General features: G+C 67.1%; 19 protein-coding genes. 14 read left to right on the plus strand and 5 right to left on the minus strand.

The window, feature by feature from the left end; translation table 11 throughout:
• Nucleotides 1-13: 13 nt before the first annotated feature.
• The 7 genes from H6927_17915 (at nt 14) to H6927_17945 (ending at nt 7,291) form a co-directional block, all read left to right on the plus strand.
• Entirely contained in the window at nt 14-1,564 is a 1,551-nt protein-coding gene (locus H6927_17915) for a putative Ig domain-containing protein (GenBank protein MCP5219960.1), read from the plus strand.
• Nucleotides 1,565-1,633: 69 nt separating this feature from the next.
• A complete protein-coding gene (locus H6927_17920; GenBank protein ID MCP5219961.1) occupies nt 1,634-2,158 on the plus strand; it encodes a shikimate kinase in 525 nt (174 codons plus the stop codon).
• Nucleotides 2,159-2,199: 41 nt separating this feature from the next.
• A complete protein-coding gene (aroB, locus tag H6927_17925) occupies nt 2,200-3,321 on the plus strand; it encodes a 3-dehydroquinate synthase (GenBank protein ID MCP5219962.1) in 1,122 nt (373 codons plus the stop codon).
• Between the two features lie 54 nt (nt 3,322-3,375).
• Entirely contained in the window at nt 3,376-4,530 is a 1,155-nt protein-coding gene (locus H6927_17930) for a deoxyguanosinetriphosphate triphosphohydrolase (GenBank protein MCP5219963.1), read from the plus strand.
• Between the two features lie 58 nt (nt 4,531-4,588).
• The gene (locus H6927_17935; protein ID MCP5219964.1) at nt 4,589-5,794 is read left to right on the plus strand and encodes an MFS transporter; all 1,206 of its coding nucleotides are present in this window, start codon (nt 4,589-4,591) and stop codon (nt 5,792-5,794) included.
• Nucleotides 5,795-5,819: 25 nt separating this feature from the next.
• Nucleotides 5,820-6,380 (plus strand): DUF1415 domain-containing protein, encoded by a 561-nt coding sequence (locus H6927_17940; protein ID MCP5219965.1) that lies wholly within the window; start codon nt 5,820-5,822, stop codon nt 6,378-6,380.
• Nucleotides 6,377-7,291: an SAM-dependent methyltransferase gene (locus H6927_17945; GenBank protein MCP5219966.1), complete on the plus strand. Its 915-nt coding sequence runs from the start codon at nt 6,377-6,379 to the stop codon at nt 7,289-7,291. The genes H6927_17940 and H6927_17945 overlap by 4 nt, the downstream gene beginning before the upstream one ends.
• A gap of 137 nt (nt 7,292-7,428) precedes the next feature.
• Here H6927_17945 and H6927_17950 read toward each other — a convergent pair whose 3' ends face one another.
• The 4 genes from H6927_17950 to prfA all read right to left on the minus strand — a co-directional run bounded on the left by H6927_17950 (nt 7,429) and on the right by prfA (nt 10,288).
• Nucleotides 7,429-7,782 (minus strand): BON domain-containing protein, encoded by a 354-nt coding sequence (locus tag H6927_17950; protein MCP5219967.1) that lies wholly within the window; start codon nt 7,780-7,782, stop codon nt 7,429-7,431.
• Nucleotides 7,783-7,838: 56 nt separating this feature from the next.
• Complete coding sequence (locus H6927_17955; GenBank protein MCP5219968.1) at nt 7,839-8,228, minus strand: BON domain-containing protein; 390 nt, start codon at nt 8,226-8,228, stop codon at nt 7,839-7,841.
• Nucleotides 8,229-8,262: 34 nt separating this feature from the next.
• Nucleotides 8,263-9,123 carry a peptide chain release factor N(5)-glutamine methyltransferase gene (prmC, locus tag H6927_17960; protein ID MCP5219969.1) on the minus strand — a complete coding sequence of 287 codons (861 nt, stop codon included), beginning with the start codon at nt 9,121-9,123 and terminating at the stop codon, nt 8,263-8,265.
• An 82-nt stretch (nt 9,124-9,205) separates the two neighbouring features.
• Nucleotides 9,206-10,288 carry a peptide chain release factor 1 gene (prfA, locus tag H6927_17965; protein MCP5219970.1) on the minus strand — a complete coding sequence of 361 codons (1,083 nt, stop codon included), beginning with the start codon at nt 10,286-10,288 and terminating at the stop codon, nt 9,206-9,208.
• Between prfA and pilV the strand changes: the two genes are divergently transcribed.
• The 6 genes from pilV to H6927_17995 are packed head-to-tail and all read left to right on the plus strand — an operon-like array spanning nt 10,287 to nt 17,862.
• Complete coding sequence (gene pilV, locus H6927_17970; protein MCP5219971.1) at nt 10,287-11,063, plus strand: type IV pilus modification protein PilV; 777 nt, start codon at nt 10,287-10,289, stop codon at nt 11,061-11,063. The genes prfA and pilV overlap by 2 nt on opposite strands.
• On the plus strand, nt 11,060-12,028 hold the full coding sequence (locus tag H6927_17975; GenBank protein ID MCP5219972.1) for a PilW family protein: 969 nt from the start codon (nt 11,060-11,062) through the stop codon (nt 12,026-12,028). Before pilV ends, H6927_17975 begins: the two co-directional genes overlap by 4 nt.
• An 8-nt stretch (nt 12,029-12,036) precedes the next feature.
• Nucleotides 12,037-12,720: a hypothetical protein gene (locus H6927_17980; protein ID MCP5219973.1), complete on the plus strand. Its 684-nt coding sequence runs from the start codon at nt 12,037-12,039 to the stop codon at nt 12,718-12,720.
• A gap of 10 nt (nt 12,721-12,730) precedes the next feature.
• Nucleotides 12,731-16,855 (plus strand): hypothetical protein, encoded by a 4,125-nt coding sequence (locus H6927_17985; GenBank protein MCP5219974.1) that lies wholly within the window; start codon nt 12,731-12,733, stop codon nt 16,853-16,855.
• 12 nt (nt 16,856-16,867) lie between these two features.
• Complete coding sequence (locus H6927_17990; GenBank protein ID MCP5219975.1) at nt 16,868-17,314, plus strand: prepilin-type N-terminal cleavage/methylation domain-containing protein; 447 nt, start codon at nt 16,868-16,870, stop codon at nt 17,312-17,314.
• Nucleotides 17,305-17,862, plus strand: a complete 558-nt coding sequence (locus tag H6927_17995; GenBank protein ID MCP5219976.1) for a GspH/FimT family pseudopilin — start codon at nt 17,305-17,307, stop codon at nt 17,860-17,862. Before H6927_17990 ends, H6927_17995 begins: the two co-directional genes overlap by 10 nt.
• Here H6927_17995 and H6927_18000 read toward each other — a convergent pair.
• Nucleotides 17,859-19,151: a glutamyl-tRNA reductase gene (locus tag H6927_18000; protein ID MCP5219977.1), complete on the minus strand. Its 1,293-nt coding sequence runs from the start codon at nt 19,149-19,151 to the stop codon at nt 17,859-17,861. The two genes, H6927_17995 and H6927_18000, sit on opposite strands and share 4 nt — an antisense overlap.
• 71 nt (nt 19,152-19,222) lie before the next feature.
• Here H6927_18000 and H6927_18005 point away from each other — a divergent pair, with 71 nt between their 5' ends.
• Entirely contained in the window at nt 19,223-19,495 is a 273-nt protein-coding gene (locus H6927_18005) for a hypothetical protein (GenBank protein MCP5219978.1), read from the plus strand.
• Nucleotide 19,496 lies beyond the last annotated feature (1 nt).

Below are 19,496 nucleotides of genomic sequence, written 5' to 3' on the forward strand. Positions count from 1 at the left end.
CCGAGTTGACCCTATGCGAAAGTTGATTGGAATCGTGGGCCTGGCCGCTGCCGCGCTGCTGGCCGGGTGTGGTGGCGGGGGCGGCAGCCCCGGGGATACGCCCGAGTCCTATTCGATCACCCTGGTGGCCGAGCAGACCAGCCTGCCGTTGAACACCGCCGGCTATCCGGTCGGCATCGGCCCGCAACATCCCTTCACCACCACGCTCTACGTCAACGCCAAGAAGGGTGACGCACCGATTCCGGGCGGCACCGACATCTTCGCCTGCAACACGGCCTACGGCCTTCCCTCGGGGCCCCTGTATTACCTGGACGGCAATTCGGAACACGAACACGACGTTCCCGACGGCAATGGCGGGACGATCAAGGTTCCCAACGCCTATCGCAGCATCACGCTGCCTTCCAACGCCGGCGGCGCTTCCTTCCACTTCCACGCCAGCGACCAGGCCGGTGTGGCCACCATCACCTGCTCGGTGCATGATCCGCGCGCCAACCGCGAAGTCAGCACCAGCGTCAACATCACGGTGGGCGGCGGCGCGGGTTCCGGCAAGGCCGCCAGCGTGGTGGCCATCGCCACTTACCCGACGCTGGGTGTGCAGGGCAACCTCTACAACGCGCGCACCAGCACGGCGGTCAACGCCTACATCTGGGACGATGCCAACCAGCCCGTTCCTGGCAGCGGCCACGCCAACCTCCAGGTCAGCATCCGCTCGGTGACTCCCGCGGCCCAGGGCGCGCGCCTGCTGGCCAATGGCAAGCAGGGCAGCGTGCTGCAACTGCAAACCACGGGCGGTGTTGGCCTGTTCTCGCTGTCCAGCGGCTCGCAGGAGGGCCCGATCCTGCTCGAACTGGTGACCGATCGACTGGACAACGACGTCAGCAACGGCATCCAGGACCCCATCACCAGCCTGGTGGTGGTCACGGCGACGCAGGGCGCGCCCGTGGTCAACGCCGATCCGCTCGCCTTCGCCGACATCACGCCGCCCGGCGCCACCAACGACGTGCCGTACAGCTACGTGCTCAGCGTCACGGGCGGCGTGGCACCTTACACCTGGCAGGCGCTGGGGCGCATGCCGTCGGGTCTGACGCTGAGCAGCTCCGGCTTGATCAGTGGTACGCCCAGCATGGACCCACCGGGCACGGTTTCGGTGGCCATCCGCGTGACCGACAGCGCGGGCACGTCGCAGACCGCGAACATCTCGATCGCCGTCGCGGCCGCTCCCACGCCGCCGGCACCGCCGCCGCCGCCCGCCCCGGTGCCGGCTCCGCTGTCCATCAATTTGAGCGGTTGCGGCAGCGATGTGAACGTTCCCTGCGCGCTGCCTGGTGCGACGTCCAATACGAGCTACGCGTACATTTTTTCTGCAAGCGGCGGTGACACATCCAAACCCTTGGTGTGGACATACACGAACTTGCCTGGCGGACTGACAGGTGGAGCCGTGAGTGGCGCGCTTACCGGAACAGCACCCACTGTTGCAGCCTGCACCACGTACAACTTCGTGGTCACGGCGACACGAGACTCGGCAACCGTGAGTCGAACCGTGTCGCTGGGAGTGTGTCCATAGCGTAGAGAGGTGGGCCGGGAGTCGGGCCCACCGCTTATCATCCTGCCCCGGTTGACCGGGGCTTTTTTTATGATAGTTCTCATCGGCATGCCCGGCAGCGGCAAGTCCACCGTGGGGCGCTCGCTGGCGCGCCGCATGCAACTGCCGTTTGCCGATTCCGACACGGTGATCGAGCAGCGCCTGGGTTGCCTGATCCGCGACTACTTCGACCGCGAGGGTGAGGCGGCGTTTCGCGACGTCGAGCAGGCGGTGATCGACGAGCTGACGCAGGGCCCGCCGGGCGTGCTGGCCACGGGCGGCGGCGCGGTGCTGCGGCCGCTCAACCGCCAGCACCTGCACGAGCGCGGCACCGTGATCTACCTGCGCAGCTCGCCCGAGACGCTGTTTCGGCGCCTGCGGCACGACACCAAGCGGCCCCTGCTGCAGGTGGACGACCCGCTGGCGCGCCTGCGCGCGCTGTATGCCGAGCGCGACCCTCTGTACCGCCAGTGCGCGCACTTCGTGCTGGACACCCACGGCTCGTCGATGTCGATGCTGGTGGGACGCATCATGATGCAGCTGGAGCTGATGCCGCCGGGCGGCGCGGCGCCCTGAGCGGGTGCCTCAGGCGTGGCACCGTCTAAACTGAGTGCCCTATGCAAGCAACGCAAGACCTCTCGGCCCCGCGGCAAGTCGCCATCGCGCTGGGCGAGCGCAGCTACCCCATCCTGATCGGCGCCGGCCTGCTGGGCGAGGCGGCATCCTATGCGGCGGCACCCAAGGGCAGCGACGCGCTCATCGTCAGCAACCAGACCGTCGCGCCGCTCTACGCCCAAGCCCTGGCGCAGGCCCTGGCCGGGCGCCATCGCCAGGTGCACCAACTGGCGCTGCCCGACGGCGAGCAGCACAAGGACTGGGCCACACTCAACCGGATCTTCGATGCGCTGCTGACCCACGGCGCCGACCGCAAGACCGTGCTGTACGCGCTGGGCGGCGGCGTGGTGGGCGACATGACCGGCTTTGCCGCCGCCTGCTACATGCGCGGCGTGCCCTTCGTGCAGGTGCCCACCACGCTGCTGGCGCAGGTCGATTCGTCGGTGGGCGGCAAGACCGCCATCAACCACCCGCTGGGCAAGAACATGATCGGCGCTTTCCACCAGCCGCGCCTGGTGGTGTGCGACCTGGATGCGCTGCGCACGCTGCCGGCGCGCGAGCTGTCGGCCGGCCTGGCCGAGGTCATCAAGTACGGCCCGATCGCCGACATGGCCTTCTTCGACTGGATCGAATCGCACATCGACGCCCTGCGCGCGCTGGACGCCGACGCGCTGGCGCACGCCGTGCAGCGCAGCTGCGAGATCAAGGCCGAGGTGGTGGGGCAGGACGAGCGCGAGGCCGGCCTGCGCGCCATCCTCAACTTTGGCCACACCTTCGGCCATGCCATCGAGGCGGGCATGGGTTACGGCGCCTGGCTGCACGGCGAGGGCGTGGCCGCCGGCATGGTGATGGCGGCCGAGCTCTCGCGCGAGCTGGGCCTGGTCGACGCCGCCTTCGTGCGGCGCCTGCGCACGCTGATCGAGCGCGCCGGCCTGCCGGTGCGCGGCGCCGTGATCGACGCGCAGGACAACGCTGGCCGCTACCTGCAGCTGATGCGCGTGGACAAGAAGGCCGAGGGCGGCGAGATCCGCTTCGTCGTCATCGATGGCCCGGGCCGCGCCGCCGTGCGCGCCGCGCCCGATGCGCTGGTGCGCCAGGTGATCGACCGGTGTTGCGCTGGGTAACTATCAATATGATAGCTATTTGGGCTGAATGGATGCCGGCTGGAGGCCCATTTGATTCATGAACCCGGCGCTCTGGCTCCCTACGCCAGCGACCCTGCCCGATCGCGCGGCCGGCGGCACCCGGTCACGCCCGCGCCCACGCGCAACGCCTTTCAGCGCGACCGCGACCGCATCGTGCACTCCAGCGCGTTTCGCCGCCTGGTCTACAAGACGCAGGTGTTCCTCAACCACGAGGGCGATTTGTTCCGCACGCGCCTGACGCACTCGCTGGAGGTGGCACAGCTGGCGCGCGACATTGCCCGCGCTTTGGGTCTGCACGAGGACCTGGTCGAGGCCATCGCCCTGGCGCACGACCTGGGCCACACGCCCTTCGGCCACGCCGGGCAGGACGCGCTGGGCGAGTGCATGGCCGAGCACGGCGGCTTCGAGCACAACCTGCAAAGCCTGCGCGTGGTCGACACGCTGGAGCACCGCTACCCCGAGCACGATGGGCTGAACCTCACCTTCGAGACGCGCGAGGGTATCCTCAAGCACTGCTCGCTGGCCCACGCGCAGCGCATCGAGGCGCGCGAGCCCGGCGGCATAGGGCGCCGCTTTCTCGACCATACCCAGCCCAGCCTGGAGGCGCAGCTGGCCAACCTGGCCGACGAGATCGCCTACAACGCGCACGACATCGACGACGGCGTGCGCTCGGGCCTGCTCACGCTCGACCAACTGGCCGCGGTGCCGCTGTTCGCGCAGCATCAGGCCGCGGCGCTGCACGAGCACCCGCGCCTGACCGAGCCGGCCATGGGCCGGCGCCTGCTGTACGAGTCGATCCGCCGCATGCTCTCGGCCCAGGTCTACGACGTGATCGCCGCCACGCGCGCCGCCATCGAGGCCGCCGCGCCGGCGGACGCCGACGCCGCGCGCGGCCAGGCGCCGCTGGTGTGTTTTGACGTGGCCATGCGCGCGCAGTCCACCACGCTCAAGCGCTTTCTGTTCGCCAACCTCTACCGCCACCCGCAGGTGCTGGACACCACCACACGCGGCCAGCAGGTGGTGCGCGATCTGTTCGCCACCTACCTGGCCACGCCCGGCGAGCTGCCGCCCGAGTTTGCCGACGGCGCCGACCGCCCGCGCGCCGTGGCCGACTACATCGCCGGCATGACCGACCGCTTCGCCCTGCGCGAGCACGAGCGCCTGACCGGGCAAAGGCTGTTTGCATGAGCGCGCGGGGCCGCTCCCAAGCGCGAATCCCGCAGCGCGCAGCGCGGAGGGTCGTCCAGTGACGGCCAACGGCTTCAGCGCCCGGGCGCCCTGGGTCATCGTGCTGGCCGGCGTGGCCGCCGCCCTGCACGTGGGCAAGCTGCCGCCGGCCGTGCCCGCGCTGCAGCAGGCCATGGGCATCGGCCTGGTGCAGGCGGGCTTTCTGCTGTCGCTGGTGCAGCTGGGCGCCGTGCTGCTGGGCCTGGTGGCCGGCCTGCTGGCCGACGGCGTGGGCCTGCGCCGCTGCATGCTCACCGGCCTGGCGCTGCTGACCGCCGCCGGCCTGGCCGGCGCCGCCGCACGCGACGCCACCGACCTGCTGCTGCTGCGCGCCATCGAGGGCGTGGGCTTTCTGCTGACCACCGTGCCCGCGCCCAGCCTGCTGCGGCGCGCCGTGGCGCCGGGGCGGCTGACGCGCATGCTGGGCGTGTGGAGCACCTACATGCCCTTCGGCACCGCGCTGGCCCTGCTGGCCGGGCCGCTGCTGATCGGCGTGCTGGGCTGGCGCGGCTGGTGGGTGCTGACGGCGCTGTGCACCGCCGCCATGCTGGTCTGGCTGCCGCAGGCCGTGCCGCGCGACGTGCGCGCGCCGGCGCGGGCCGGCGACGTGCCGGCCGCCGAGCCCTGGCACCGCCGTCTGGCCACCACGCTGCGCGCGCCGGGGCCCTGGCTGGCGGCGCTGTGCTTTGCGGTGTACGCGGCGCAGTGGCTGGCCGTCATCGGCTTTCTGCCCACGCTGTACCAGCAGTCGGGCTGGGGCGGGGCGCTGGGCGCGGTGCTGACGGCCACCGTGGCGGCCGTCAACATGGTGGGCAACATCGGCGCCGGGCGCCTGCTGCACCGGGGGGTCAACGCTCGCACCGTGCTGTGGTCGGGCTTTGCCGCCATGGCCGTGGGCGCGTGGCTGGCCTTCGGCAGCGCCACCGTCGATGCGCCGGTGCTGCGCTACGGCGGGGCGCTGCTGTTTTCCACCGTGGGCGGCCTGATCCCGGGCGCCCTGTTTGCCCTGGCGCCGCGCGTGGCGCCGGGCGAGGGCCACATCGCCACCACCGTGGGCTGGATCCAGCAGTGGTCGGCCATCGGCCAGATGAGCGGCCCGCCGGTGGTCGCCTGGGTGGCCAGCCGCGTGGGCGGCTGGGACTGGACCTGGGCCGTGACCGGCACGTACGGCGCCGTCGGCCTGGTGCTGGCGTGGGCGCTGCAGCGCTACGGCGTGCGTCGTTGAGCCACGGCGGTGGTGTAATTCGGCCATGCCCACCATCACCCCCGAAACCGCCATTGCCGACACCCGCCGCTGGCTGGAGCGTGCCGTCATCGGCCTGAACCTGTGTCCCTTCGCCAAGGCGCCCCACGTCAAGGGCCAGGTCCACTACGCCGTGTGCAGCGGCGGCGGGCGCCGCGAGCTGCTGGCCGCCTTGCGCACCGAACTGCAGGCCCTGGCCGCCGCCGATCCCAACGAGCGTGAGACCACGCTGCTGATCGTGCCCGACCAGCTGGCCGACTTCCTGGACTTCAACGACGTGCTGGATGACGCCGAGGCGCTGCTGGACGAGCTGGGCCTGGCCGGCGTGCTGCAGATCGCGCCCTTTCACCCGCGCTTTCAGTTTGCCGGCACCGAGGAGGGCGACATCACCAACGCCACCAACCGCTCGCCGTACCCCACGCTGCACCTGCTGCGCGAGGCCAGCGTGGACCGCGCGGTGGAGGCCTTTCCCGAGGCCGAGGCGATCTACGAGGCCAACATGGCCACGCTGGAAAAGCTGGGGCCCGAGGGCTGGGCCGCGCTGGACGTGGGGCCGTCCGAAACATGAACCCGGTTGCTCCCAAAAAAAGAGCTGATCGGGCACATCCGGTGCGGGCCAGCGGCCCCAATCAATCCGAAAACCCGGTGCTGGCCGAATTGCGCCCGGGCCAGTCGGTGGAGCTGCTGAAGGAGCTGCACATCCTCACCCGCGACGGGCGGCTCAACCAGGACTCGCGGCGCAAGCTCAAGCAGGTCGAGCACCTGGTGCACTTCATCGAGCCCATCCTGGACGAGCTGGCCCCGCACGGCGCCGAGCTGACGCTGGCCGACCACGGCGCGGGCAAGTCCTACCTGGGCTTCATCCTGTACGACCTGTGGTTCAAGCCCCACGGCAGCGGCACCCTCTACGGCATCGAGACGCGTGCCGAGCTGGTGGAACGCTCGCGCGCGCTGGCTCGGCGCCTGGGCTTCGAGCGCATGCGCTTTCTCAACATCGCGGCGGCCGACGCGGCGCAGCAGGGCGATCTGCCCGAGCGCTTCGACCTGGTGACGGCGCTGCACGCCTGCGACAGCGCCACCGACGACGCCATCGCCTTCGGCCTGGCCAAGCAGGCGCAGGCCATGGTGCTGGTGCCCTGCTGCCAGGCCGAACTGGCCGCCTGCCTGCGCCAGAACAAGGCCCTGCAGCTGTCGCGCACGCCGTTGGCCGAGCTGTGGCGCCACCCGCTGCATACGCGCGAGCTGGGCAGCCAACTGACCAACGTGCTGCGCTGCCTGTACCTGGAATCGCAGGGCTACAGCGTGACCGTGACCGAGCTGGTGGGCTGGGAGCACAGCCTGAAGAACGAGCTGATCATCGCCCGCCACACCGGCCACAAAAAGCGCAGCGCCGCCGAGCGGCTGCACGCGTTGCTGGCGCAGTTCGGCCTGCAGGGCCTGGCGACCACGCGCTATGCGCGCGCCGCGACGAGCGACTGAAACTCAAAGAGCCGAACGGCCGCGGAGCAGGCCATGCCAGCGATCGCCGTGGCCGGGGTCTCCCCGGTCACTGGCGATGTCCCCTCGAGGGGGGATGCCGAAACATCGCGCAGCGAGTGGAGCAACGGGGGTGGGTGTCAATTCATCGTCATGTTGTTGAACACCGCCGTCACGCCCGGCACGCTGCGCGCCAGGCGCATGGCCAGCTCGCGCCCCAGCAGGCCATTGGCGGGCGTGCCGCTGATCTGGACCTTGCCCTCGCCCAGGGCCTGCACCTGCAGGCCCTCGGCACCCACGCGCGGGTCGGAGCGCAGCGCGGCGCGCACGCGGTCGGCGAGGTCCTGGTTCTGCATCTGGCGTTGGGTGTCGCGGTTGTACAAGGAGCCTCCGGCGGCGTCGTAGGTACCCCCGGCGCAGCCGGCGGCGATGGCGAGGGTGGCCAGGGCGCCGCCAGCGGCCAGGCCGCGCAACCATGGGGTGGGGTGGGTCATGAAAATCTCCTTGGATGAAACGCCGCCCATCATCCCAGAAATGCCGGCGTACCCCGTCAGGGCGTGCGCATGCGGTCGACCACCTGGCTGACGCCGGGCACGCGGCGCGCCGTGTCGATGGCGCGCTGGCGGTCGCCCGTGCCGCGCACGGGGCCGCCCAGCACGATCAGGCCGCCTTCCAGGCCTTCCACGCTCAGGCCCTGGCCCGCCAGTTGCGGGTCGGCCTCCAGCGCCTGGTGCACGCGCTCGGCCACGCGCAGCGCGCCGGCGGTGGAGCCCGAGGCGCCGTCCACCACCTGGCCGGCGCGGCTCAGGTCGGGCAGGGTCACCGGCAGGTTTTGCGGCGTGGCGCCCCAGGGCGTGCCGCCGCTGCAGGCGGCCAGCAGGGCGCAGGCGGCGAGGGCCAGGGACGTGGGGGCGAGGCGGAGCTTGGCGGCATGTGGCATGGAGCGCATTGTCCAACCAATGGGTCGGCCACTGTCAAGCGGGCCGCTGGCCGCCCGAGCAGCGCTCGATGCCGGCCAGGTCGCGCCGCGACTGCACCTGGCCCAGGCCGGCCTGCTGCAGCAGCGCGCGCACGGCGGCGGCCTGGTCGTGGCCGTGCTCCAGCAGCAGCCAGCCGCCGGGCCGCAGCTGGGCCGGGGCGGCGGCGCAGAGGGCGCGCAGGTCGCGCAGGCCGTCCGGGCCGCTGGCCAGGGCCTGGCGCGGCTCGTGCGCCAGCGCGGCCAGGTGCGGGTCGCTTTCGGCGATGTAGGGGGGGTTGCTGACGATCAGGTCAAAGCGCTCGCCGGCCACCGGCGCCAGCCAGTCGCCGTGGCGCCAGTTCACGGCCAGGCCCAGCCGCTGGCCGTTGGCCCGGGCCACGGCCAGCGCGTCGGCGCTGGCGTCCACCGCCCACACGTCGGCGCGCGGGCGGGCGGCGGCCAGCGCCAGGGCGATGGCGCCGCTGCCGGTGCCCAGGTCCAGCACGCGCGCGGGCTGGTCGGCCGGCAGCAGGTCCAGCGCCCAATCCACCAGCGTCTCGGTGTCGTCGCGCGGGTCGAGCACGCGGGCATCGACGTGCAGCGTCAGGCCGTGAAAGGCCTTGGTGCCGGTCAGGTAGGCCACCGGCTCGCCGCGCAGGCGGCGCGCGCACAGGGCGCCGAATGGGGCGGCAGCGCCTGGGGCCAGCGCATCGCCGTCGTGCGCGATCAGCCAGGCGCGGTCATGCGTGGCGCGGCCCAGCACGTGCAGCAGCAGCATCTGCGCGTCGATGCGGGGCAGGCCTTGCTGTTGCGCCATCGCCAGCGCCTGGGCCAGCGTGCTTCCTCGCCCCTTTGGGGAGAGCGGCCGGTGGCGCATCTCGGCAGTCATGCTATCAACAAAATAGCTGCTTGCGCTTGATCGATCCAGGCTACAGGCCGATTTTGCTTATAAATCTGCATCACACCTGTCCCTCCAGCTCGGCCATCTGCTCGGCCTGGTGCGCGGCCTGCAGCGCGTCGACGATGTCCTGCAAATCGCCCTCCATCACCAGCGCCAGCTTGTACAGCGTGAGGTTGATGCGGTGGTCGGTCACGCGCCCTTGCGGAAAGTTGTAGGTGCGGATGCGGTCGCTGCGGTCGCCGCTGCCGATCAGGCCCTTGCGCGTGGCGGCTTCCTTGGCGGCGCGTTCGCCGCGCTCCTTGTCCTGCAGGCGCGCCTGCAGCACGCGCAGCGCCTGCGCCTTGTTGGCGTGCTGGCTGCGCCCGTCCTGGCACTCGGCCACCAGGCCGGTGGGCAGGTGCACCACGCGCACGGCCGAATCGGTCTTGTTGATGTGCTGGCCGCCCGCGCCGCTGGCGCGAAAGGTGTCGATGCGCAGGTCCGCCGGGTTGAGCGTGATGGCCTGCGCCTCGTCCGGCTCGGGCATCACCGCCACCGTGGCCGCGCTGGTGTGGATGCGGCCCTGCGTCTCGGTCACCGGCACGCGCTGCACGCGGTGCCCGCCCGACTCGAAGCGCAGGGTGCCGTACACGCCCTCGCCCGCAATGCGCAACACCACTTCCTTGTAGCCCCCCAGCTCGGCCGGCGACTCGCTCATCAGCTCCACCCGCCAGCCGCGCCCCTGCGCGTAGCGCGTGTACATGCGCGCCAGGTCGCCCGCGAACAGCGCCGACTCGTCGCCGCCGGTGCCGGCGCGGATTTCAAGGAAGGCGTTGCGCGCGTCGTCGGGGTCCTTGGGCAGCAGCATGCGCTGCAGCTCGGCGTCCAGCTCGGCCAGCTCGGCCTGGGCGGCGGCGATCTCCTCGCGCGCCAGCTCGGCCATGTCGGGGTCGGCCAGCATGTCCTGCGCCGCGCCCAGGTCACGTTCACGCTGCTGGTAGCGCGCCCAGCGGCCGGCGACGGCGGCCACCTCGGTGTGCTCGCGCGACAGGGCCATGAACTGGGTCATGTCGGCCATGACGTCCGGGCGGGAGAGCAGAAAGTCCAGCTCGCCCAGGCGGTCGGCGTAGCGCTGGAGTTGGTCGCGGACGAAGGGCTTCATGCAAACGGCGAAAGCCGCCATTGTCGTTGTTCCGGGCGCAACGATTGTTTCTCGGTCGAGTCCGTTCGTCCCCCGTTTCGAGCCGCTGGTCGGGCCACGCTCGCGCCGGACGGCGGATGTCTGCAGACTTGCGGTCATGAACATGCGCTCATCTCGTCTGCAGAGTGGGTTTACCTTGGTCGAGGTTCTCGTCGCCCTGGTGATCTTCGCGTTTGGAATGCTCGGGGCTGTCGGGATGATGCTGTCGTCCATGCAATCCACCCAGTACTCCTCCAACTCGGTCGTGGCAGGGGCGATGGCGCGCGAATACGGAGAGCTGATGCAGATGATTCCCGATGGCGTTTCCTCGACCTCGTCGGCGACGGCAACCTCGACCAACACCTTGATGGTCGATACCGATTCCTTCTCCACTGGAGTCGCCAACAACTGCACCGGCGCCGACAAAAATTGCACCCCGGACGCGCTCCTGACCGCCGCGCGAGACGACTGGGCGCTGCGCGTCAAGTCCACCGGCACCCTGCCCGAGGGGCGCGCCGAGGTGTGCCGTGATTCCACGCCGCGCAACGCAGCGGGTGAGCTGGAATGGGGCGGGTGCGATCAAGCCGGAGCGACGGTGCTGATCAAGATGGGCTGGCTGGGCAAGCCGCCCGTTGGATCCAAGGGCAGCAGCGTCGATACGAATTGGATGACCGCCGATCGGCCGCGGTTTGCGGTTTCGGTGATGGGCAACCTGCGCGACTACGTAGGAACGCCCCCGCCGGGAGCCACGCCATGACCGTGCGGTCGATCGCCCCCCGCAGGCAGCGCGGCTTGACCTTGGTCGAGTTGCTGGTCGCCATCGTCCTCATGCTGATGGTCACCATGGCGACCGTGGCGCTGTATTCGGTCAACTCGTCCAGCAAACGTACGGTGGACGCCTCGCAAAGCCTCGACGACACCGCACGCTTTGCGTTCGAGTTGATCGGCCAGGCCATCCACGACGCGGGCTACCCCGGAGCCGTGCCCGAGGAAAGCGACGCCGGCCTGACGCGGCGCACGCTGTCCAATCCGTTCGACCTGTGTGTGGGTAGCTCGGATACCAAGCCGTGTCCGATCCTGGGGTTTGACGACTCCAAAGTTGCCTCCACTCAGGGTGAAGTTGGCGAGGCCAGCAGCGGTGGGGTCAACAGCAGTGACAGCCTGGCGATTCGGTTCAATGGCGCGAGCGACACCGCCCAGGCGCGCCAGCAGGGTCGCGGCAACGGCAGCGTGAAGACCTGTGGCGGCAACAGCGTGGCCCTTACGGATGACGAGACCCAGTTGGGCATGAGCATCTTCTGGGTCGCGACGTACAAGGACGAGCCCGAGCTTTATTGCTCCGAGGAGTATTACCAGCCCGACTCTCCGGCGGGCTGGAAGCGTCTGAGCAATCCCATGGCGCGAGGCGTCGAGGTCTTCAAGGTGATGTACGGCGTGGACTGCCAGGGGTCGCCCTGCGTGCGCGATGGCGTGCCGGACCGCTGGGTCAGCGCCGCCGATGTGGGCGCTGGCAACTGGCCCTACGTCAAGGCCGTGCGCGTGGGGCTGATTGTTCGTGGTCCGCCGGGCAGCGCGCAAGCCGCCTCGGGCGACAAGTTGTATCCGCTGGGCAAGGACTTCAGCGATGGTCAGACGGCCGATGGCCTGGAGTTCACGCCGCCCGACGATGGACGCCTGCGCCGGGTCTACACGACCACTTTCATGTTGCGCAACTCGATGTGATGCCTGTCATGAGCCTGCCCAAAAAAACCCCTCTCCAGCGACCGCAGCGTGGTGTGGCCCTGGTTTTCGTTCTCTTGATGATGACCATCGCCATCACGGCGGCCCTGTTTGCTGCGCGCAGCACCCTGCTGGGCGACAAGGCCGCACGCAACGACCGCGATCACCAGGTTGCGTTTCAGGCGGCCGAGCTGGCCTTGAACGACGCCGAACTCGACATCATGGATGCCACGCTGGCGCTGGCCCAGAACTCCAAGGCCCGTGGCTGCAAGTTCGGCAACAAGGACGTCGCGTTCTATCCGGAGCCCAACTGCAGCGCCAACACCGATCGGCGCGGTTTTTGCGAGCAGGTTATAGGTAGCACCAAACCCATGTACGAAGTGATCAACTGGGAAGATACCAACGACGCGACGCGTGTCTACGTGAAATACGGCGAATTCACGGGTCGCAGTGCTCAATTTGCAACCGGTGACGGTTCAACCAGTGTCAAACCTCCCACGCCGGCCAAGCCACCCAAATACATCATTGTCCAGTCCTCGCCGGCCAAGGTGCAGATTCTGCGTAACAAGCAGACCTTCGAGGTCGAGGCGGCCTACAAGGTTTATGCCTTGGGCTACGGCGTCAACCCCAATACCAAGGTGATGCTGGAAGGTGAGATTTACAAGCCAGTGCTCGAAAAGACGTGCAGGAGCTGAAGGAGACGTCATGAATCAAACAGTCAAACCAGCCAATCCCGGTCGCAAGGGCATTTCCAGAACCTGGCTGCGCTCGGTGGTCTTCGTCACCCTGACCCTGCTTGCGGGGACGGCGGGGTTGCGCATCGCATCCTCGCAAAGCACCTTGCCCAACACGGTGGACCTCGGCTCCACGCCCAGCGCCAAGCAGGAGGAGCCTTCCAACGTCTCGCTGGCCCTGTCGGTCGAATTTCCGACGGTGGGTGCCGCCTATCGCGATGCTGAATATGTGCACGACCTGGTGAATCACCCCTACATTGGGTATTGGGACATCAACAGTTGCTACCTGTACAAGGATGCCAATGATGGCTCGGCGCTTGGGGGCGAATATTTTTACCGGACGGGGGCGACCGACAGCAGTGGTTACTGCTCCAATGCCTACAGTGGCAACCTGCTCAACTACGTGGCCACTTCCGCCATCGACGTTTTGCGCCTGGCCCTGACGGGCGGCAACCGGGTGCTCGATACGGCCGGCACCACGGTGCTCGAGCGCGCGTATCTTTATAACGGCTGGGGTCTCAACGATGGGACTTATTTTCCAGTACACAAGATCAATAAGTCGTTGCTGGGCAAGGTGATGCCCAATGGAACGCCAGCTTCTGGCAGCAACTACGTATACGGCGGGAGTTGCCTGGACAGGATTTGGTTCGGGACGACGACGGGGAATGGTTTGGATTGTGGAAATCCTGCAAAAAACTATGAACTGAACCCATCTCAAATTGTCAATAAAAAGACAGTTTACCTGCCGATGTATGCACGCGTGCAGGTTTGCACCAACACAGAAGCGCAGAGCCGAACCGACTTGTGTACGCGTTATCCCAACGGCAATTACAAGCCCATTGGTGAAATTCAGAAAAAATCCGATGGTACACGTTTGGCGGCCTTCGGTTATCTCGCTGACAATTCCGATACCCGTTACGGCGGCGTGTTGCGTGCGCCCATGGGCTATGTAGGCCCGACGCTGCCCAACAGTTCTGGTGTCTTGGTCCCCAATAGCCAAAAAGAATGGGATCAAGTGACGGGTGTTTTTGTCAACAACCCAAAAAATGCGACGTCATTTACCTACAGTGGTGTCATCAACTACGTGAATCGATTTGGAACCACCGGGCCAACCAAGGGTTATTACAAAGGCCTTGACCCGGTGGGGGAATTGTATTACGAGTCGCTTCGCTATTACATGGGCCTGGGCCCGACACCGGCAGCAGTCAGCAATTATTCAGGCAAGGAAGATGGTTTTCCGGTTTATACCACCTGGAGCGACCCGATCGGCAATGCCTGTCAACGCAAAAATTACACGTTGGTGATTGGGGATGTCAACACCCACTATGACAAGCAATTGCCTGGACATGGCGGGGCGGGTTCGACCACGACGGATACGCAAGACCCGGCTCGTGCGGTTGAGTCCTTGCTTGGGGGTGGAACCTTCAATGCGGTTGATTGGACGAAAACCATATCTCAGTTCGAAACCAATGCGAATGCCACCTACAACAATTCATTCGGGGTCAGCGTTCCGACCAGCGGCAATCCGAATCCGAATGCGTCCAATGACAACCTGAACAGCAAGAGGACGGGTTCGGGCGGTCACTCTGCCTATTATTGGGCTGGTGCGGCTTACTGGGCACACACGCAGGCCATCCGCAACGACAACGATGCCGAGGGCAAAAGCAAAAGCCTCGTTCGGGTGAATACCTTTACGATCGACGTCGATGAAGGTGGCAATGGATCCATCGAAGATGACAATCCACGTGGTATCAAGCCACGCCAGAGCAGTTTTTATCTGGCCGGCAAATACGGGTGGTTCAACAACACCGACGGCTCCAAGCTGAATCGTCTGGACCCGCTGGCCACTGGGGCACTGGGTGCGAATGAGCAACTCGACGGCCAACCGTTCCGCAACATTCTGACCGGCGCGCTGGACAACACGCGCTGGGAATATGCCGGCGGGCCGAATACACCCGATGGCTATGTGATTGCCAGCCAGGCCAAAAAGATGATGGAGGGCGTGTCGCGCTTCTTCAATTCGATTGGCGGCAGCATCACGCCCAGCTCGGTTATGGGATTGAGCTCGGTCAACTTCAGCACGGCTTCGCCCGATGGCGCCATGTTCGTGCCCCAGTTCGATTCGAAGACCTGGAGCGGCCGCTTGCTGAAGGCCAAGATGACGTTCAGCCAGTCGACGGGCGATCTGACCATCGCTTCGACGCTGTGGGACGCGGGCAAGATCCTGACCGATGGCTCGACGGCCACCGGCGCGGTGACCGATCCGCAGATCAAGCCGGCCGATCGCAAATTGTTTACCTACTCGCGCGACTCCCTTAATCAGGGTGGGCAGGTGCTGACGGTTGCCGACAAAACCAAGCTGGACGCCGACGTGCTGGCGTCCCTGGCCATCAAGCCCACGGGTGCACCGGCGGCGATTTCCGACTCGGACATGCAGAACGCCACGATCAACTGGCTGCGTGGCGACCGGTCGCTGGAGGCGGGAACGGCGGGCGGCTACCTGCGCGCCAGAACGTCCATCCTCGGCGCTATCGTCAACTCCGGGCCGGTTTACAAGCAGGGTGTCGACAGTGACGTGACGGGCGACGGCTTTGCCCAGTTTGCCGCCACGCAGAAGACGCGCACAGCCACGGTTTACGTGGGGGCCAACGACGGCTTCCTGCACGCCTTTCAGGCCAGTGACGGCAAGGAGCTGTTTGCCTACATGCCACGTGCCGTGGCCGAGTCGGCCCACTTGCTGGCCGCGGCGGACTATTCCTATCGTCCCTTTGTCGACGCGATTCCGCTGGTCAGCGAGGCGCAGCAGGTGGATGGCGATGGGAAGCTGCAGTGGAAGACGCTTCTCGTGTCCGGCATGGGAGGGGGTGCGCAGGGTGTTTTTGCGCTGAACGTGACCGATCCGACAAGCTTCTCCAAGGACAATGTCCTGTTCGAGTTCACCGATCGGGATGATCCGGACATGGGCAACGTCGTCGGGTCTCCCAAGCTGGTGCGCATGAAGATCCCGGGTGACGCGGGGGCTGATCCGACCTATCGGTGGTTCGTGGCCGTCAGCAGTGGCTACAACAACTACAAGGCCGACGGGTACGCCAGCACCGACGGCGCACAGGCACTGTTTTTGCTGAGTGTGGACAAATCGCCATCGGCAGCCTGGGCTGAGAACACCAACTATTACAAGATGAAATTGCCAGCGCCGGCAGGCACCATCAAGGCGGCCGCGCTCACCAACCCTGGTGTCGCAACCGATGTCCAAGGCAACGCCGTGATCTTCTATGCCGGGGACACCTATGGCAATCTCTGGAAGTTCGATTTCCTGAATGGCCTGACTGCGTCCTTGGCAGCCGAGGCAATCAAGAAGAGCGGATCTGCCAAGCCGCTGGCCATATTGAAGGACAAGAACAACAAGTCACAGCCCATCACCACGATTCCGCAGGTGGCACCGGGCTTGAGCGATGGCTACATGGTGATTGTTGGTACCGGCAAATACATCGAAACCGGTGATGCAGCCACCACCGAAGGCAACAGCGTTTATGGCATTTGGGATGACCTGGGCAGTGGAGCCTCCAGTTACCAACTGGGTCGCTCCAAGTTTCTGGAGCGCAAGTTCACGGCTACGGGCGTGACCGATGGCAGCGCATCGTTTGTCTTTGGCAACGGAGGGACGACGGCCGCGCCGAAGTACCGCGGCTGGTACCTGGATTTGCCCGTTGCCGGTGAACGGGTGGTGGTGGAGCCCGATACGCGCTTCGGCTACACCGCGGTCAATTCCTTCGTGCCGCCAGCCGACTGCTCGGCCAATGGCACGGGCGCGATCATGACGTTTGACAACCTGTATGGCACCAGCCGCAGCACGCGCGACTTTCGGTCGCGACCGCTCAGCCGGCCACGCATCGTGGCGCTCGACCTTTCGGCAACCGACGCCTATACCTACACGACCCGACTGCCGACCGGGCGGCGCGACCTGACGATCTATTCCAGGCCGGTCAGCGCGGTGGGTGGAAGTGGGGCCAACGATCCGACGGTGGCGCAAGGCCCGATGGTGGCAACCAAGATCCCCGCGGGCCGGGTGGGCTGGCGCGAGATCAAGAACTTTTGATCGGACTTTGTGATGCACACCAAGCAAGCACGCGGGTTCACGCTGATCGAGGTGATGATCACGGTGGCGATCGTGGCCATTTTGGCGGCCATCGCCTATCCCTCCTATCTCGAACAGATTGCCAAGGGCAAGCGCTCGGAGTGTCGCTCGGGCGCCTTGCAGACCATGCAGCAGGAAGAGCGCTACTTCGGCCAGTACAACACCTACATCGCGGCCAGCGCGCCGCCGGCGGCGGCCAAGGTCAAGAACTTCTCGGGTGACAACGCGGCCAGCAGCGCATGCACGATCTCGGCGGTCATCTGCGACACGGGCCAGACCGTGGCTCAATGCATCGAGGCGCGCTCGACACCCAAGTACAGCGACCCGAAGGGTATTGAGTACCTCTACGTGGACAGCAACGGCGCGCGTGGCTGCTCCATCGGCGGTACGCGCACCACGACGGAGAAAGCATGCTGGTAGACCGACTTTCTTCGCGCGGCTCGAGCCGGCGCTCAAAGGGGTTCACCCTGATCGAGCTGATGGTCGTGGTGGCCATGGTGGCCATCCTGGCCACGCTGGCCGCGCCGTCCCTGCGTGAGTTTGCGGCCAACCAGGCCTTGGCGGGGGCCACGTCGGACTTGATCGGTGCGAGCATGACCGCACGCAGTGCAGCCATCAGCCGCAACGCCAGGGTGGTGCTGGAGCCCGCATCGGGTTCGGATTGGCTCAGCGGCTGGCGCATCTACATCGACAAGAATGGAGACTTCAGTTACGTTGCCGCAGACGACGAACTGATCGCCACCGGTACGCCGCTGCCTGATTCGGTGGGGATCAACGCCAGCCCCTCCAGCAATTGCACCAACAAGACGAAGTTCGCCTACGGCGCGGACGGGTTTCTCTACGTTGGCGGTGTGTATGGCAATGGCGGTATCCCGCTGAAGTCCACGGTAACCAGCCGAGATCGGTGCGTGGTGTTCGACAAGATCGGCCGCACCCGTATTTGCGGCCAGGGCGCCGACGCCTGTTAGTTCTTGCCCTGGTTGGGCAAGCGGTCACCCCGCAAGAACAACCGCTCGATGGCCTGCGCCGTGTCGTCGCGCGCCTCGGGCGCGGCGGCGTGCAGCTCGGCCATGGCGCCGTGCAGCATCTTTTGCGTCAGCCCGCGCGACAGGGCTTCCAGCACGGCCTCGACGTCCTCGCCCTTGGCCAGGCGCTTGCGGGCGCGGGCCAGTTCCAGCGCGCGCCATTGGTCGGCCTGGGCGTTGAGCTGGCGGATGAGGGGCACCGTGCCGCGGGCGGGGTCGCGCTGGTCCAGCCAGTGCATGAAGCTTTGCACGCCGGCGTCGATGATGACCTCGGCTTGCGCCACGGCGGCCTGGCGGCTGGCCTGGCCGGTTTGCACCACCTGGGCCAGGTCGTCGACGGTGTACAGGTAGACGTCGGGCAGCTGCTTGATCTCGGGCTCGATGTCGCGCGGCACGGCCAGGTCGACCATGAACATGGGGCGGTGGCGGCGCCGTTTGAGGGTGCGCTCGACGGCGCCCAGGCCGAGGATGGGCAGTTGGCTGGCGGTGCAGCTGACGACGATGTCGAACTCGTGCAGGCGCTCGGGCAGCTCGGCCAGGCGCATGACCTGGGCGCCAAAGCGGCTGGCCAGCTTTTCGCCGCGCTCGAGCGTGCGGTTGGCGATGGCGATGGACAGCGGCTGGCGCGCGGCAAAGTGGGTGGCGGCCAGCTCGATCATTTCGCCGGCGCCGACGAACAGCACGCGCGTGCGGCCCAGGTCCTCGAACAGGTTGCCCGCCAGGCGCACGGCGGCGGCGGCCATGCTGATGGAGTGGGCGCCGATCTCGGTCGAGCTGCGCACCTGCTTGGCGACGGCAAAGCTGCGCTGAAACAGCTGGCTGAGGGTGCTGCCCAGGGCGCCGGCGTCCTCGGCGGCGCGCACGGCGTCCTTCAGTTGGCCCAGGATTTGCGGCTCGCCCAGCACCATGCTGTCCAGCCCGCTGGCGACGCGAAAGGCGTGGCGCGCGGTGGCGTCGCCCTGCAGGGTGTAGGTGTGCTGGCGCAGCGCGTCGACCGGCACGTGGCCGGCCTGCGCCAGCCAGCCCAGGGTGTGGTCGGTCTGCACCTGCTCGGACGCGCAATACACCTCGGTGCGGTTGCAGGTGGACAGGATGGCGGCCTCGGGGTGGCGCAGGTGCTGCTCGCGCAGGCCCTTGAGTGCGGGCGCGATGGCGTCGAGTGCAAACGCAAAACGACCGCGCAGATCGAGCGGCGCGGTGTTGTGGTTGAGTCCCAATGCCCAGACGGCCATGCGGTCGATTATAAAATTTGATGCGGGTTCAGGTGCGGCAGCCTCGCCAGGGCTTGACTCATATCAAAACCATGGATTGGCTCGATTTCACGTGGCATGTGGCCGGCTTTGTCGCCCCGGCGCTGGTGTTGGCCCCGGCCATGGTGCTGGCCAGCCGTTTTTTGGGGCCCAAAAAGGCCAAGGCGCTTGCCTGGCCTGCCCAAGCAGCTATCAATTTCATGGTTTGCCTGGCGGTTTTGGTGGGCGGCTTGGTCTTGAGCGGGCACGACGGGCGCATGGCCACCTACGCCGCGCTGGTGCTGGCCAGTGCCGCCTGCCAGGCCTGGCTGACGCGCCGGCGCTGAG

This window comes from Burkholderiaceae bacterium, from assembly GCA_024235995.1.
Taxonomy (GTDB): domain Bacteria; phylum Pseudomonadota; class Gammaproteobacteria; order Burkholderiales; family Burkholderiaceae_C; genus Ottowia.

Bases quoted from the DNA above. Each gene is read 5' to 3' on its own strand.
- H6927_17915 (MCP5219960.1), top strand. From the start codon at position 14: ATGCGAAAGTTGATTGGAATCGTGGGCCTGGCCGCTGCCGCGCTGCTG.
- H6927_17920 (MCP5219961.1), top strand. From the start codon at position 1,634: ATGATAGTTCTCATCGGCATGCCCGGCAGCGGCAAGTCCACCGTGGGG.
- aroB (MCP5219962.1), top strand. From the start codon at position 2,200: ATGCAAGCAACGCAAGACCTCTCGGCCCCGCGGCAAGTCGCCATCGCG.
- H6927_17940 (MCP5219965.1), top strand. From the start codon at position 5,820: ATGCCCACCATCACCCCCGAAACCGCCATTGCCGACACCCGCCGCTGG.
- H6927_17945 (MCP5219966.1), top strand. From the start codon at position 6,377: ATGAACCCGGTTGCTCCCAAAAAAAGAGCTGATCGGGCACATCCGGTG.
- H6927_17950 (MCP5219967.1), bottom strand. From the start codon at position 7,782: ATGACCCACCCCACCCCATGGTTGCGCGGCCTGGCCGCTGGCGGCGCC.
- H6927_17955 (MCP5219968.1), bottom strand. From the start codon at position 8,228: ATGCCACATGCCGCCAAGCTCCGCCTCGCCCCCACGTCCCTGGCCCTC.
- prmC (MCP5219969.1), bottom strand. From the start codon at position 9,123: ATGCGCCACCGGCCGCTCTCCCCAAAGGGGCGAGGAAGCACGCTGGCC.
- pilV (MCP5219971.1), top strand. From the start codon at position 10,287: ATGCAAACGGCGAAAGCCGCCATTGTCGTTGTTCCGGGCGCAACGATT.
- prfA (MCP5219970.1), bottom strand. From the start codon at position 10,288: ATGAAGCCCTTCGTCCGCGACCAACTCCAGCGCTACGCCGACCGCCTG.
- H6927_17975 (MCP5219972.1), top strand. From the start codon at position 11,060: ATGACCGTGCGGTCGATCGCCCCCCGCAGGCAGCGCGGCTTGACCTTG.
- H6927_17980 (MCP5219973.1), top strand. From the start codon at position 12,037: ATGAGCCTGCCCAAAAAAACCCCTCTCCAGCGACCGCAGCGTGGTGTG.
- H6927_17985 (MCP5219974.1), top strand. From the start codon at position 12,731: ATGAATCAAACAGTCAAACCAGCCAATCCCGGTCGCAAGGGCATTTCC.
- H6927_17990 (MCP5219975.1), top strand. From the start codon at position 16,868: ATGCACACCAAGCAAGCACGCGGGTTCACGCTGATCGAGGTGATGATC.
- H6927_17995 (MCP5219976.1), top strand. From the start codon at position 17,305: ATGCTGGTAGACCGACTTTCTTCGCGCGGCTCGAGCCGGCGCTCAAAG.
- H6927_18000 (MCP5219977.1), bottom strand. From the start codon at position 19,151: ATGGCCGTCTGGGCATTGGGACTCAACCACAACACCGCGCCGCTCGAT.
- H6927_18005 (MCP5219978.1), top strand. From the start codon at position 19,223: ATGGATTGGCTCGATTTCACGTGGCATGTGGCCGGCTTTGTCGCCCCG.